16 protein-coding genes are annotated in these 13,249 nt (G+C 66.1%); 11 read left to right on the top strand and 5 right to left on the bottom strand.

All coding sequences use genetic code 11. The annotated features are described in order from the left end of the window. Positions 1-153 precede the first annotated feature (153 nt). Positions 154-2,169, bottom strand: a complete 2,016-nt coding sequence (locus NC4_RS32175) for a thioredoxin domain-containing protein (RefSeq protein WP_157555357.1) — start codon at positions 2,167-2,169, stop codon at positions 154-156. Positions 2,170-2,626: 457 nt separating this feature from the next. On the opposite strand from NC4_RS32175, the gene NC4_RS40695 reads away from it, so the two are divergent. Next, the gene (locus NC4_RS40695) at positions 2,627-2,773 is read left to right on the top strand and encodes a hypothetical protein (RefSeq protein ID WP_157555356.1); all 147 of its coding nucleotides are present in this window, start codon (positions 2,627-2,629) and stop codon (positions 2,771-2,773) included. Between the two features lie 220 nt (positions 2,774-2,993). On the opposite strand, the gene NC4_RS39570 is transcribed toward NC4_RS40695, so the two are convergent. Both NC4_RS39570 and NC4_RS32160 read right to left on the bottom strand, forming a co-directional pair. After that, complete coding sequence (locus NC4_RS39570; protein ID WP_157555355.1) at positions 2,994-3,926, bottom strand: pentapeptide repeat-containing protein; 933 nt, start codon at positions 3,924-3,926, stop codon at positions 2,994-2,996. A 175-nt stretch (positions 3,927-4,101) separates the two neighbouring features. Beyond that, the gene (locus tag NC4_RS32160; RefSeq protein ID WP_218021359.1) at positions 4,102-4,929 is read right to left on the bottom strand and encodes a MurR/RpiR family transcriptional regulator; all 828 of its coding nucleotides are present in this window, start codon (positions 4,927-4,929) and stop codon (positions 4,102-4,104) included. Between the two features lie 166 nt (positions 4,930-5,095). On the opposite strand from NC4_RS32160, the gene NC4_RS32155 reads away from it, so the two are divergent. From NC4_RS32155 to NC4_RS32130, 7 genes are read left to right on the top strand one after another with little or no spacing between them, the layout of a single operon-like run. Further along, positions 5,096-6,280 carry a C45 family autoproteolytic acyltransferase/hydrolase gene (locus NC4_RS32155; RefSeq protein ID WP_067546050.1) on the top strand — a complete coding sequence of 395 codons (1,185 nt, stop codon included), beginning with the start codon at positions 5,096-5,098 and terminating at the stop codon, positions 6,278-6,280. Positions 6,281-6,289: 9 nt separating this feature from the next. Continuing rightward, on the top strand, positions 6,290-6,442 hold the full coding sequence (locus NC4_RS41940) for a hypothetical protein (protein ID WP_218021358.1): 153 nt from the start codon (positions 6,290-6,292) through the stop codon (positions 6,440-6,442). A gap of 5 nt (positions 6,443-6,447) precedes the next feature. Beyond that, positions 6,448-7,920, top strand: a complete 1,473-nt coding sequence (locus NC4_RS32150) for an ABC transporter substrate-binding protein (protein WP_245722090.1) — start codon at positions 6,448-6,450, stop codon at positions 7,918-7,920. A gap of 3 nt (positions 7,921-7,923) precedes the next feature. Beyond that, complete coding sequence (locus NC4_RS32145; protein WP_067546047.1) at positions 7,924-8,868, top strand: ABC transporter permease; 945 nt, start codon at positions 7,924-7,926, stop codon at positions 8,866-8,868. Then, on the top strand, positions 8,865-9,722 hold the full coding sequence (locus NC4_RS32140) for an ABC transporter permease (RefSeq protein ID WP_084529975.1): 858 nt from the start codon (positions 8,865-8,867) through the stop codon (positions 9,720-9,722). The genes NC4_RS32145 and NC4_RS32140 overlap by 4 nt, the downstream gene beginning before the upstream one ends. A 4-nt stretch (positions 9,723-9,726) precedes the next feature. After that, positions 9,727-10,527 (top strand): ABC transporter ATP-binding protein, encoded by an 801-nt coding sequence (locus tag NC4_RS32135; RefSeq protein ID WP_067546044.1) that lies wholly within the window; start codon positions 9,727-9,729, stop codon positions 10,525-10,527. Next, positions 10,524-11,381 carry an ABC transporter ATP-binding protein gene (locus NC4_RS32130; protein WP_067546041.1) on the top strand — a complete coding sequence of 286 codons (858 nt, stop codon included), beginning with the start codon at positions 10,524-10,526 and terminating at the stop codon, positions 11,379-11,381. The genes NC4_RS32135 and NC4_RS32130 overlap by 4 nt, the downstream gene beginning before the upstream one ends. A gap of 9 nt (positions 11,382-11,390) precedes the next feature. Here the strand turns inward: NC4_RS32130 and NC4_RS32125 are convergent, their stop codons facing one another. Next, positions 11,391-11,711 (bottom strand): LppU/SCO3897 family protein, encoded by a 321-nt coding sequence (locus tag NC4_RS32125; RefSeq protein ID WP_067546038.1) that lies wholly within the window; start codon positions 11,709-11,711, stop codon positions 11,391-11,393. A gap of 41 nt (positions 11,712-11,752) precedes the next feature. Between NC4_RS32125 and NC4_RS41935 the strand changes: the two genes are divergently transcribed. Both NC4_RS41935 and NC4_RS32120 read left to right on the top strand, forming a co-directional pair. After that, a complete protein-coding gene (locus NC4_RS41935) occupies positions 11,753-11,908 on the top strand; it encodes a hypothetical protein (RefSeq protein WP_218021356.1) in 156 nt (51 codons plus the stop codon). Between the two features lie 3 nt (positions 11,909-11,911). Further along, complete coding sequence (locus NC4_RS32120) at positions 11,912-12,385, top strand: LysE family translocator (protein ID WP_218021360.1); 474 nt, start codon at positions 11,912-11,914, stop codon at positions 12,383-12,385. 83 nt (positions 12,386-12,468) lie between these two features. On the opposite strand, the gene NC4_RS32115 is transcribed toward NC4_RS32120, so the two are convergent. Next, positions 12,469-12,951, bottom strand: a complete 483-nt coding sequence (locus tag NC4_RS32115) for a hypothetical protein (RefSeq protein ID WP_067546035.1) — start codon at positions 12,949-12,951, stop codon at positions 12,469-12,471. Positions 12,952-13,040: 89 nt separating this feature from the next. On the opposite strand from NC4_RS32115, the gene NC4_RS40690 reads away from it, so the two are divergent. Beyond that, a complete protein-coding gene (locus tag NC4_RS40690; RefSeq protein WP_157555354.1) occupies positions 13,041-13,247 on the top strand; it encodes a hypothetical protein in 207 nt (68 codons plus the stop codon). Positions 13,248-13,249 lie beyond the last annotated feature (2 nt).

The raw sequence follows: 13,249 nt of genomic DNA, 5'->3' as shown, positions 1-13,249 counted from the left end.
GCATGGTCGATGATCATGCCCGCCCTTCTTGTTTACGTGGCCCCACAGTCGGTCTGGCAGTGAATGCGAGCGAGGCCGCAGCGCTGGCCGAACACTGTGTGGCACAAACCTTTCAATTCGGGGATCCAGACCGCCTTGGCGCAGTCCAGCTCGTCAGGCTCGCGGCCATCCAGCAGGGCCGTCAAGCAAGGATGTGGCGCCGACGAGGTCGTTGGCACGCAGGCACTCGCGGGCGCGGCCCCAAGGGCCGCTCGGGTCGTTCTCGGCGAGCGCGGTCAGCAAGGACTCGCTGAAGGAGACCGAAGGCTGGATCCCCTCGGCATGAGCACTGCGCATCGAAGGGTCGAAGTCGATGTCGAAGATTCGGCAGATCGGCTGCTTGGTTCGCTTGATCTCTATTTGCTCGAACAGCCGCAACCGTGCGGTGGTGGAAGGCGCGGCCAGAATGGTCTCGACGAGCACATTCAGAGCGGCGCTGTCATCCGCCAGCTCATGCAGGAACCCGAGACACCGCGGATGCTTATCGAGCAGCATCGCCAGCAGAACCAGCACCGCGACGGTCGGACAGTTCCTGAGCAGGAGCTGCATCATCTCCGTCACCGGCGATCTCTTCTTCGGTGTTTCGCGTGGCGTTCGGGGAATCCGATGGGCGGCATCAACGTCGATCAGCGCATGCGCGATGTCCTTCAGCGGCGCGAAATCCTCGGGTGGAACCGCTCCGAGATCCCAGCTCATCCAATCAATTACGGCACGCTCGAGCAGGTCGCCAGCGAGATACCCGTCCTGACCCGACATCAGTCTTCGCCAGAACGACGAGCTCTTCGGCAGCTTTTCCACGAAATACCCGATGCTCAGCGCGGCCCCCGCTGGCAGCTTGGCGACGGTCTGGGTTACTGGCACGAGATCAACGTCATCGAGTGCCCACAGCACCGCGTCCAGATCCTCGAAGGTCGCCTCACCGTCGTCCTCGTCGCACAAACGCTCATCGGTACACAAACCGGACAGGATCGTAAGGACGGCCTCGGTGGTCATGTTTTCGAAGACCCTGGACGCCGCGCGGAAAACGGGCTGGCCATGTTGGCGGCGGAGATCGAAAAGGGCTGTGACGCAATGACTCAGCGAGACGATGTCCGCCGCGTTGTGCAAGGCCAGCAGCAGATCGGCCAACCATCGCGGCCCCCGGATCGCATCGTAAGTCATTATGCCGAAGAGCAGATGCTGGAATGAGGTGCTGCACTTCGGTCTCCGACAGGTGCCCTGCCGTCGGCGTCTGGCCTCTGTGGTCGCAGCGCGCGCGTTCCGCCGCCGGATCGTACGTCTGCGTTCCTTCTCAGCGAGGTCGAGATCGACCTTGACGCGCATCTGGATTTCGCGCACAGTGCGGCCGATTCCGCGCTTCTGCTCAAGCATCGCAGCTATCCTGCGGCCAGCGCCTATATCGGGATCGTCATCGATCAGGACCTTCGGATCCTGGTGGTCCGTGTGGTCGTCGGATTCGGAGGATAGGTTGCAGACCTCGAGGATGACGGCCGCGATCTGCTCGTCCGAGTCCAAGATCGCGCGGTGGATTTTCTGGGCTTGCGATGGCATTTGCCGAGTGATCTCATCGAGGAAGAGCCCCACTTCGAACTTGTCGATCTTGGCGATATCGATCAGTGAGGCCGCCAACGCCACATTGTCGCCGTGGAACTGATCCTCCAGCCCAGCGATAGCTTCGGCTTCCTGAGCATTCCGCAGCATGAAATGCAACCACTTGGTTTGCATACTGGAATCAGTCACGATGATCTCGACGACACCCGATGGCGCAGTGCGCATCCGGGATAGCCCGTCGGAGTGATTGCCAGCCGCCTGCCCGTATACGAGATTGAAGTCGGGTTGCAGTTCTGCGTGTAGTTCGTCGATGGTTGTATCCAACTCGGCGGCGGCGCATGTCAGAATCGCCCAGTACGCATCGACGGGCGGTCCCGACAACCGCTTTAGTCGGTCATGGAAGGCCTGCGAACCGAGGTGCAGGCCACCTTGCACAGACACTTCGCCGTAGGACAAGCGAGCCCGGTTCATCAGCAACTTCAGCCCGATAACCAGCGACTTGACATTATCAGGCATTCGCTTGGGCAATTTGTCCGGATTGACATCGAGTGGTCGACCCCCACGTTTCCGTTCCGACACAGACTTCTCCTTCGGTCAACAGTCGCTTGATCCCCCTTTGCGGGCAATAGTGTGACCGAAACCTCGCTGAGGCGCATGAGAAACCAGCGATTTGCGACCGAAAACCGTTGCAGCCAGCCGATAACCGGTGGACAGGCGGGAAATTTGAGCTCAGCAAGTTTTCAGGGGTGGACCAAAAACCTGTCTGCAACATTGAATTTCAGATGCGGACGACCATCCGGTTGCCGCTCCGGAGCTGATCGGCAACCGCGGTTTGCAGGTCGGGCTGCCGATCGGCCCGGGACTTGGACACACATAGAGAGGCGGCCCACTTGATAATGCCCCCAGAGGCCAGCGATCCGGAAGACCCTTCACCAGCCGAATCCTCGGTCCAGTCGATTCCTGGGCCAATGGACTCCCTGATCCGGCGGATCCCCCATCTACCGGCCAGCCAGTGCGGCGCCGCGGATTACGCCATGTGCTCATCGACGGTTGCATCCTCTTTCTGATCATCGCGAGCATGCTCGTGCTGGTGGATATCACCCATGGTGAGCCGCGCGTCATAGCAGCCGCCACGCTGTTCATCATCACCGTCGGCGGGCTGTGGCTGAAATTCCGTCATTGACCGCACGTGGCTGAGCCGCTCCGAGCGTTGCGGCCCCGGAGAATCAGGCAGCCGGGGCCGCAGCGTCCAGAAGCCAGCTTGCAGACCGGCTACAGCAAACATCAACAAGGTGGCCAATGGCGGGGCTCGATGTTCGCGGGGTTGATGGCGGGATCTTGGTCCCAGTCAAAGCTCGGCGGAACTGGTCCCCACCGTCGTGGCGCAGCGAAGGATGCACGCTTCACACCGAAGTCTGCGCCACGGTACTCGCCGCCGCCACCGAAGCTGACATCGTGAATCGGGACAGGCCGCAGAAGCGCGCATCCTTGAACCACGCGACGCCATCGAAATCGGCGTGTGCGAACCAGGCGTCACGACGGAACACCGCACGCTCGAATCTGGCATCCGCCAGGAACTTCGCGCGGGTGAACCAGGCGTTGCCAGGGAAGTGCGCATCTGTGAACCACGCGTCGTTCGCGAACGTCACTCTGCCGAACCGCGCAAGGCTCGAAAAGGTCACACGACTGAAGTCCGCTTCCTCGAGATATGCGGTTCGAAAGTCAAAATTGCTTTTCGACCAGCTATATTCGGCTTCGGGTCGGAGTCGGTCGGTTATCACACGGACGATAGTGTCGCGAACCTCTCTGTCGTTCTGTCGATACTCGACGTGCTCTTCGACCTCACCGCGGTCACAGCCTTGGACTACGCGGGGGACAGTGGTTACCAACTTGGTACGGCCACTGCTGCCGTGCCTTGGATCGTACGGAAGACGCAGGTAGCCACAGAGGACGTCGATGCACTGCTGACGGCGAAGCCCATCGGATTCGTCGGCAGCACCCGCCATCGCGTACACCCCGGCGATTCGAATGGCAACGTCACGGTCTCCGAGCTGCGAGGCCGCAGCACCAAACCGGTCGACAAAGCGACTCTGTTCGACGTCACGCTGGCGTCGGTAAGCGACGACAAGGACGACTACACCGCCGATTCCGCCAACGATGGTCAGTGAGACTCTCGTGATATCGATCGGTGCCGCTACTGCGGTCGGGTTCGTACCGATGACGCGACGCAAGATCCACTGTGCCGCCACCGCGATGAACGCACCAACGAAAACCGCCACCAAGACGGTCGGAAACAGTGCGAGGCGCCGCACACAGTAGGCGATGCGTCCAGTCACATTCGCCCCTCGGATACCCGAGCGCTGCACCCGAGCGGCTAAGCGGACTGCGGCAGTCTGAACCCACCTGAACACCTGCCTATTGTGGCGGTTCGAACGACCCGACACGCCACGCATACGAGCTTGACATCACCCGTCGAGTCGTAAACCGGTGGGCGACACGGAGAGTCATTGTTCAGTAGCCCATGCGGGAGCGGAGGGTGGTGAGGGTGTGGGAGGCCTCGACGGCGCGGTCGGGGGCTACGGCTATGACGGCTTGGACGATTATGTCGCTCACCAGGAGGGAGGTTAGGGCTTCGGCGGTTAGGCCGGCGGGGGTGTGGGGGGCCGTGAGGTGGACGGTGACGCGGTCGGCGAGGGGGTCGGTGGGGTCGTCGCTGAGGAGGACGACTTTGGCGTCTACGTCGCGGGCGCGGGTGAGGATGACGTCCAGTTCGGGGATCATGCGGCCGGGGGCGAAGAGGAAGAGGACGTCGGAGGGGGCTATGAACAGGAGTTCGTCGGGGAGGCGGAAGCCGTCGGCCGTTATGCGGCGGGCGGGGTGGCCTATGCGGTTGAGGCGCAGGGCGAGGTGGTCGGCGGCGATGGCGGAGGCGCCGAGGCCGTAGGTGTGGGTGCGGCGGGTGCGGAGGACCAGGTCGACCACGGCGGCTATGAAGTCGGGGCGCAGGGAGGTTCGGGCCAACTCTATGCGGTCGAGGGCTTCGGTCCAGACGCCGGAGCTGATGGCGTCGTAGTTGTCGCCTAGGTGGTCTATGCGTTGGCGCAGGCGGACTTCGGGGGCGGTGGCGGCGGTGAAGGGGCCTGCCACTTGCTGTTTCAGGTCCGACAGGCCCGCGTAGCCCAACTTCTGGAGAGTACGGACGACGGTGGCGTTGCTGGTGGAGCTCTCCGTGCCGAGTTCGGCGGCGCTGGCGTAGAGGATGCGCTCGGCGGTGGAGTGGACGAGCAGATCGGAGACGGTGCGTTCGGCCTTCGACAAGCCCTCCCAGGCTTCGCGCACGCGGGCTCGCAACAATGTCAGACCGGAATTTTCCGTAACGGCTGTTACCAAAACACCGTGATCTGTATCATCCATTCCACAGATTGTACTTCCACTCACAGCGACTCGCCTCCGCGCCACTGCCGCGACCGGGGCGCATGTCGGATTACCGAGGAATCGAAACCGGATGAATCAGCTATCCCTTCGCACCGTCGAGGTGTCCGGGGCGCCGCGCGAGCGTGGTTATCAGTACGGGGCGGCCACGGCCGACCTCATCGACAAGGCGATCGCCTACTACGAGGAGGCATTTCGCGAGCAGACCGGGCTGAGTTGGGGCCAGGTCAGGGAGTTGGCGGCCGGATGGGTGCCGGTGTGTGAGCAGGTCGCGCCGGACGTACTGACCGAACTGCGTGGCGTCGCGGCGGGGGCGGGCCGCGACGAGCTCGATCTGATGGCGCTCAATGCGCGCGGGGAGATCATCTACGACCACGGGCTCGGTGCGCGCACGCCGATCGAGGAGGACGACGAGCGGGACAGCGCCGACGGGTGCACCTCGTTCTCGCTCACCGACGGCGCCGCCGGAGACGGGCACGTCTACGCCGGGCAGAACTGGGATTGGCGAACGGCGGTGCAGGACACCGTGGTCGCGCTGCGCGTCGTGCAGGATCCGCTGCCCACCCTGATCATGCAGGTGGAGGCGGGGCAGATCGGGCGGCACGGCGCCAACTCGGCGGGTATCGCGCTCAATGCCAACGGTCTGGGCGGGCGCTTCGACGCCGCGATCGGCGTGCCGCAGACCTTCATCCGGCGCCTGGCGCTGAATCAGACCGAACTGCCGGACGCGCTGAACGTGCTGGCTCGCACGCCCGCCCACATTGCGGGCAATGTCATGCTCACCGACCGCTCCGGATTCTCCATCGACCTCGAGATCACCCCGCACGGCATCGGCTGGCTGTACCCCGAGGACGGACTTCTGGTGCACGGCAACCACTATCAGGGCACCGTCCCGCCGCAGCTGGCCGGGCGCTACCGCCCGATCTCGGTGGACTCGCTCATCCGGGTCCCGCAGGCGCGGCGCACGCTCGGCCGGGTCCGCTACGCCACCACCGGTGCGGCCGTGCGCGACCGGATCCGGGCGGCCATGTCGGATCATCTCGGCTATCCCGAATCCCTGTGCACCCATCCGGACGAGCGCCGCCCGGCCGTCCGGCACTGGTCGACGCTGCTGTCGAGCTGCGTGGATCTCACCGCGGGCGAGTACTACCTGACCAATGGCACGCCCTGCGCCAACGAATACGAGAAGTTGCCGTGGAACGTCTTCGACGGCCCCGGTTCCCGCTTCGCGGATATGCCCGCCGCCGCGGCCGGATGAGGTTTCACCATGAAAGACCGAATTTTCACCCGTCGACGCGCGACGCTCGGCGCGGCCGCCGTGGCGCTCGCACTGTGCGGCTGTTCCGCCCCGCCTCTGGGCACGGGTGACATCGCCTTCGGCACGCTCACCGCTCCCCATCCGGCCCGCTCGACTCGGTGACCTGGATGCTGCCCGGCAAACCCACCACCTTCGACACCGATATCGACAGCAGCGCACAGGAAAACACAGTGCTGGCCAATGTCTGCGAACGCCTCATGGAGGTGCAGCCGGACCTCACCACCGCGCCGCGGCTGGCCGCGCGAGCCGAGTGGGCCGACGACACCCATGTCGTGTTCACCCTGCGCCGCGAGGCCCGCTTCCACGACGGCTCCCCGATCACCGCCGACGACGTGCTGTGGAGCATGCGTCGCCACGCCCGTGACGAGGCCGACGAATCCGATGAATACGCCAATGTGGCGGCCATCGAGAAGACCGGCGACACACAGATCACCGTCACCATGAAACAGCCCGACGCGACCTTCCTCCAGGCCATGGCGGGCAATGGCGGGGTGGTCTGGAATCCGCGCGTGGTCCAGGCGCAAGGCGAATCCTTCGGCACCCCGTCCAGTCCGGACGCGTGTTCGGGGCCGTACCGCCTCGCCGAGTGGAAGCCGGGCACCAGCGTCACCCTCGTCAAAGCCGAGAACTATTGGGATGCAAGCCGAGTCGCGAATATCGGGCGCATCGTGTTCACCTGGGCCGATCAGTCCGCGGTGGTGAACTCCCTCATGAGCGGCGATGCCGACGGCGCCTTTCTGGGTGAACCGGCCGCCGCCGTCGCGCTGCGCCGCGCCGACAATGTCACTCTCGCGCAGGGACCCGCGACCAATGCCTGGACCCTGCTCACCACCGGCCGCGGACCGGCACGCGACGAGCGGGTCCGGCAAGCGCTGTCACTCGCCCTCAATCGCGCGGGAATCACCAAGGCCCCCTTCGGCGGAATCGCGCAGCCGTGGAAAACCCCGCTGGGCTCGGGAGCCTGGGGCTATCAGCGCGAAGTCTTCCAGGCCGCCTACGACGCACTCACCGGCGCACCGGCGGAACCCTCCGCTGCCGATCTCGCCGCGGCCCGTGCGCTGATCGCGGACATCCGGGATACCGTGCCGCCATTGGTTATCGCGGGCGACGGCACCTCCACCCGCAATGTCATCGCCAGCGCGCTGGTCGACGCCGCCGAGCAGATCGGCCTGAAAGCCGAGATCACGATCGTGCCGCCGCAGCAGTACGGCGACTTCTACACCGACAAGGCGCTGCGCGAGCAGGCCGATTTCTGGATCGACGAGTACTACATCTCCAAGAACGACCCCATCGGCTTCTACAAGAACGGCGCCTCGACCGCGCGCGTCAATTTCATCGGCTTCAGCGATCCCGCCTACGACGCGAAAGTCAAACTCGCGCAACGAACCGTCGACGACAAGGCGCGCGCCGCGCTGGTCAACGAGCTGCAGGCGCGCTGGGTGCAGGCCGCGCTGTGGATTCCGGTGGTGCAGAGCCCGGCCACGCTCGCCATGTCCGATGCCGTCACCGGCGCGCCCTCCTCGGCGGCCTACCTGTACTACCCCTGGGCCGTCGCCCTGGGCAGCACCGAGAAGAGGTAACGAATGTTACGAGCACTGCGCCGCTGCGCGGGCATGGTCCTCACCCTCGTGGTGAGTTCGTTCCTCATCTTCGCCGCCATGTACGCCGCGCCCGGCGATCCGGCGACCTTCCTGATCGGTAATCCGGAAGAGGCCACACCCGAGCGCATTGCCGCCATCGAGGCGCAATATCACCTGAACGAGCCACTGCTGAACCAGTATTGGCATTGGGCCCGCAATGCGTTCACCGGCGACCTCGGCACCTCCGCGCGGTATCGGCAGCCGGTGGCCGATCTCATGGCGAGCCGCCTGCCCAATACGCTGTCGCTGGTCGGTTATGCCGCACTGCTTTTCACCGGTTTCGGCATTCTGCTCGGTGTCCTGGCAACGGTGCGCAGGCGGCGGACCACCGATTCGGTCATTGTCGCGGCGACGACCCTCGCGGCGTCGGTGCCGTCGTTCGTGATCGGCATTCTGCTGGTCTCGCAGTTCTCGGTCCGGCTGGGCTGGTTTCCGGTCGCGGGTGCGGGCGAGGGGTTCTTCGACCGCGTCCACCATCTGCCCCTGCCCGCCGTGGCCCTGTCGCTCGGCGCGGTGGCCATCGTCTCGCGGGTCACCCGGCAGTCCATGGTCGAGCAGTTCGATGCCGAGCACGTGGAATTCGCACGCGGTTTCGGCCTCTCCGAACGGAAGGTGATCCTCCGCCACGTGCTGCGCAATGCGTGGGGGCCGATCGTGACCATGATTTCCCTGATCATGGCGAGCATGCTCGCGGGGACCGTCGCCGTGGAGAGCGTCTTCGGCATCAGCGGCGTGGGCGCGCTGCTGGTCGACGCCATCAATGCCCACGACTTCGCCGTCGTCCAGGCGGTGCTGCTGTACATGGTGGTGGCCTACATGATCGTCACGCTGGTGGTCGATCTGCTGCTGCCGCTGTTCGATCCACGAATCAAGGTGAATGCCGCATGACCGCCACAGTCGCACCCGTCCTGCTCGACGAACCCGCGGTGAAAGCGAAACGCATCGGGCCGATGTACGCGGCGGCCCTGGGATTTCTGGTGCTGGTGGCGCTGGGCGCGCTGTTCGCGCCGTGGCTCGCGCCGCACCGCCCGGATGCCATCGACTTCTCCGCCATCTGGGCGGGGCCCAGTGCCGAGAATCTGCTCGGCACCGATCAGCTGGGTCGGGATCTGCTGTCCCGCTTGATGTTCGGGGCCCGTGCCACGCTACTCGGCCCGGTGGCGCTGTTGCTGGTCGCCACCGCGCTCGGTGTCACGATCGGCACCATCGCGGCCTGGACCGGCGGCTGGCTCGACGCCCTGCTCGCCCGCATCACCGATGTCATGTTCGCCTTTCCCGGACTGCTGTTCGTCGTCCTGGTGGTCCCGGTGTTCGGCAAGGGTCCGGCCACGGCCGTGATCGCGCTCGGCCTGGCCTACACACCGGTGATCGCCAAATTCACTCGCAGCGTGGCGCTTTCGGAAATGGCCCGCCCGTATGTGGACGCCTACCGGGTGCAGGGCGTGGGCGCGGCCGCGCTGTGCGTGCGCTACGTCGTCCCGAATCTGGCGCCCGCCCTGCTCGGCTATCTCGTGGTGTTCTTCGGTGAAGGGCTCATGGGTCTGGCGACGCTCAGCTTCCTGGGTTTCGGTGCGCAACCGCCGAGTTCGGAGTGGGGGCTGATGGTGCAGGAAGGCCAGGACGCCATCATTCAGGGCCGGTTCCTGCCGACCGCCGTCCACGGGCTTGCGATCGCCGCCGTGGTCGTCGCCGTCAATATCGTCGGCGTCCGAGTCGCCGACGCACTCGCCGCACGGAGGTAGCGCCATGCTTCTCGATATTTCCGGACTCACCCTCGATTACCGGTCCCGGGGCGGGCGCACGCGCATCCTCGACGGCGTGCACCTCTCCGTCGAGCGCGGGGAGACCATCGGGCTGGTCGGCGAATCCGGTTCCCGCAAGTCCAGTACCGCCCGCGCCGCGCTGCGGCTGCTCGACGACACCGCCGAGCTCACCGGGTCGGTGCGCATCTGCGATACCGACGTCGCGGCCGCCGACGCCCGGCAACTGCGCCGAATCCGTTCCCACGACGTGGGTTTCATCCAGCAGGATCCGAGGGCTGCGCTCAATCCGGTACGGCGGATCGGCGATTCGCTCACCGAGCGACTCGTGCATGTGCACAGGATATCCCCTCGGGAGGCACGGGCATTGGGGCTCGAACTGCTCACGGTCGTCGGCATCAGCCGCCCCGAACAGCGCATGCGGCAGTACCCGCACGAGTTGTCCGGCGGCATGCTGCAGCGCGTGGTCATCGCCGCCTGCCTGACCACGCGACCGAAACTGCTGTTCGCCGACGAAGCCACCAGCGCCCTCGACGCCACCACCCAGGCCGAGGTGCTGGCCCTGCTGCGGACGCTGCGGGCCGAACGGGATCTCGGCATCCTGTTCATCACCCACGACCTGCATCTGGCCGCCGCCTATTGCGACCGCGTGTACGTCATGTACCGGGGTCGGATTGTCGAAGAACTCAGTGGCGGTGACCTTTTCGACGGCGCGCAGGAGCCCTACACCCGCAGCCTGCTGAGCGCCGTGCCGACCCTGACCCGTGTGAAGGAAACGATCCGATGACGCTGGATTCCGCCGCGCCCACCCTGGTGGCCGAGAGTCTGCACCGCACCTTCGCCGCGGGCGGCTCGCAGCCGCCGGTCACCGCGGTCGACAATGTGTCGTTCCACATCGATCCGGGTGAATCGGTGGGGCTCGTCGGCGAATCCGGTTCGGGCAAGTCCACGATCGCCCGCATTGTCGCCGGACTCGAACGCCCCGACCGCGGCACCCTCACCGTGCACGGCGACGACCGCCTGGCTCGATCGCGCGGCCGGGCCGCCCGGCTGCGCCGCGCCCGCGCCGTGCAGATGGTGTTCCAGGACCCCTACGGATCCCTGGATCGCCGCCTCACCGTCGGCCAATGCCTTCGGGGCGCCCTCGCGCTGCACGGCCACGGCTCCCGCGCCGAAATCACCCGCCGGGTGCGCGAACTGCTCGACCAGGTCCGCCTGGAGGCCAAGCACGCGGACTTCAAACCCCACCAGCTGAGCGGCGGCCAGCGCCAGCGCGTCGCCATTGCCCGCGCCTTGGCCGTCACGCCCGGCATCCTGGTCCTCGACGAGGCCGTCTCCGCCCTCGATGTCTCCGTCCAGGCTCAGATCCTGGCCCTGCTCAACGACATTCGCGCCGACTCGGCCGTCGGCATGCTGTTCGTCAGCCACGACCTGGCGGTCGTCCAGGAGGTCACCGACCGCGTGCTCGTGCTCTACCGGGGCGCGATCGTCGAGGAAGGCCCGACCACCACGGTTCTGCACGCACCGCAGCACCCGTACACCGGCCTGCTGGTCTCCTCGGCCCCGTGCGTGGACTGGAACCCCGCCGAGGTGATCGCCGCACGTCGCCGGTTCACCGAATCCCTGCGACCCACCGGCTGATCACCGGATTCAGGTGTGGGTCACCGGATTTCGGGCGAGGCACAGGATGGTGTCGCCGGTGCCGGGCACCGCGGGCGAATACTGCCAGACGGTGCCGGGCACACCCTCACAGGCGGAACCTATGCCGTAACCCTCGGCGCGAGCGGTCACGCGATAGAGGGCGGTGATGGCGCGGCAGTCGACCACGGCCAGGCCGTCGGCCGCGGTGCGGACGCAATTGCCGACAGCGGGTGGGGGCGGGGCATCGGTACCGGCTGCGAACAGGGCGGAGGCGGCGGCTACGGCGGCCGCCAAACTCAGCGCGCCGGTGCTGCGGGGGTGGTGGATCATGGCTGTGTCGCAATCGGGTTCGCGGTGGATACACTGCGGCGATGGGTGAAGCGTTGTTGTCGTTCGCGTTGGTCGCCGGGTTGCTGACCATCGTTCCCGGGCTGGACACCGCGCTGGTGTTGCGCGCGGCCGTGAGCCGGGGGCGCGGATATGCGTTCGCGACCGCCCTCGGCATCGGATGCGGGACATTGGTGTAGGGAATCGCTGCCGCAGCAGGGGTTTCGGCGCTGCTGACCACCTCGCAGCTGGCCTACACGGTGCTGCGGATCGCCGGTGCGATCTATCTGGTGTGGATGGGGATCGGCATGGTCCGGGAGGCCCTGCGCCGCACGGACGCGATCTCGGCTGCGCCGGAGCAGGATTCGGGACAGCGACTGCTGGGAGCATGGGCGCGCGGCCTGGGGACCAATCTGCTCAACCCGAAGGTCGGCGTCTTCTACATGGCGATGCTGCCGCAGTTCCTGCCCGCGGAGGGATCGCACGTGCTGATGGGTATCGCCATGGCACTGGTGCACAACGCCGAAGGCATGCTGTGGTTCGCCGTGATCATCTGCGCCGCCGGATGGGCGAAGACCTGGCTGAGCCGCGCCAGCGTCCGCCGCGCGATGGACAGCCTCACCGGCACCGTACTGGTCGGATTCGGAGTGAAGCTGGCGGTCGCCTCGAACCACTGACACCGTCGCGGCGGGATTCCTGTCCGGCACGAAACCGAGAGCGGGACGACCGTACCCGGCGAACGGGTTCTGCGGGCGCAGCTTCACCGCTGCCCGCTGACGGGCTCGGCCGTGTTCGCGGGTTCGGACGCGGCACTCGTGGCGGCGGCCGCGACCCGCGAGAACAGAACCAGGACATCGCGGACGAAAGCCGTTCTGGTGACACCCAATACACGCAGGGCGGGGCCGTGGTCGGCGGCCACCACGAGGGCGGCGCCCAGCATGACGATCCACCAGCCGAGTACCAGGAGCAGGCGCAGCGGGCGCGGGGTGGGGGTGAAGGCGGCGCGCAAGCGCTGGCAGTGGAACGGCACGTGACGGCGTTCGTCGTCGAGAATGAGGGCGGCCACCCGACTGGTCAGCTGATAGCCCGCCCCGTCGCGCAGGGCGCGGTAGTAGCGCAGGGCGACGACTTCGGCGACCGAGAGGACCATCAGTTCCAGGCGCAGGCCCAGGGCACGGCGGAGGCGGACGAAGACCGCGTCGGTCCAGTGCGAGGAAATCGTTTCGTGGCCCGCGGAATTCAATAGATTCCGGAGCAGCCGGGCGTGGTTGATCTCAGAGCCTAGGAAGCGGGTGTGCGGATTAGTCGGGCCATTTGTGGAGATTCTGTGTAATGAGGGGCCTGGAAAAGGCAGGTGACGACATGTTCGAATCGCTGCGCGCCGTTTTCCGCGGCAAAGTGAAGATTCCGACGTCGCTCACGACCGATACGACGTGCAATACCTTCGACTGCGTGGACGGCGGCGGCACCGTCGAGACCGACGAGGAAGGCGCGCTGTGGTGCCGCGGCGGGGTGCACGGCGACAAGGAAGTCCTGTAGTC

The organism is Nocardia crassostreae (genome assembly GCF_001613405.1).
Lineage (GTDB): Bacteria > Actinomycetota > Actinomycetes > Mycobacteriales > Mycobacteriaceae > Nocardia > Nocardia crassostreae.
The sequence above is the reverse complement of the archived record's forward strand: the minus strand, read 5'-3'. Positions and strand labels throughout refer to the sequence as shown.

Bases quoted from the DNA above. Each gene is read 5' to 3' on its own strand.
- NC4_RS32125 (WP_067546038.1), bottom strand. From the start codon at position 11,711: ATGATCCACCACCCCCGCAGCACCGGCGCGCTGAGTTTGGCGGCCGCC.
- NC4_RS41935 (WP_218021356.1), top strand. From the start codon at position 11,753: ATGGGTGAAGCGTTGTTGTCGTTCGCGTTGGTCGCCGGGTTGCTGACC.
- NC4_RS40690 (WP_157555354.1), top strand. From the start codon at position 13,041: ATGAGGGGCCTGGAAAAGGCAGGTGACGACATGTTCGAATCGCTGCGC.
- NC4_RS32145 (WP_067546047.1), top strand. From the start codon at position 7,924: ATGTTACGAGCACTGCGCCGCTGCGCGGGCATGGTCCTCACCCTCGTG.
- NC4_RS32135 (WP_067546044.1), top strand. From the start codon at position 9,727: ATGCTTCTCGATATTTCCGGACTCACCCTCGATTACCGGTCCCGGGGC.
- NC4_RS32150 (WP_245722090.1), top strand. From the start codon at position 6,448: ATGCTGCCCGGCAAACCCACCACCTTCGACACCGATATCGACAGCAGC.
- NC4_RS32130 (WP_067546041.1), top strand. From the start codon at position 10,524: ATGACGCTGGATTCCGCCGCGCCCACCCTGGTGGCCGAGAGTCTGCAC.
- NC4_RS41940 (WP_218021358.1), top strand. From the start codon at position 6,290: ATGAAAGACCGAATTTTCACCCGTCGACGCGCGACGCTCGGCGCGGCC.
- NC4_RS32155 (WP_067546050.1), top strand. From the start codon at position 5,096: ATGAATCAGCTATCCCTTCGCACCGTCGAGGTGTCCGGGGCGCCGCGC.
- NC4_RS32140 (WP_084529975.1), top strand. From the start codon at position 8,865: ATGACCGCCACAGTCGCACCCGTCCTGCTCGACGAACCCGCGGTGAAA.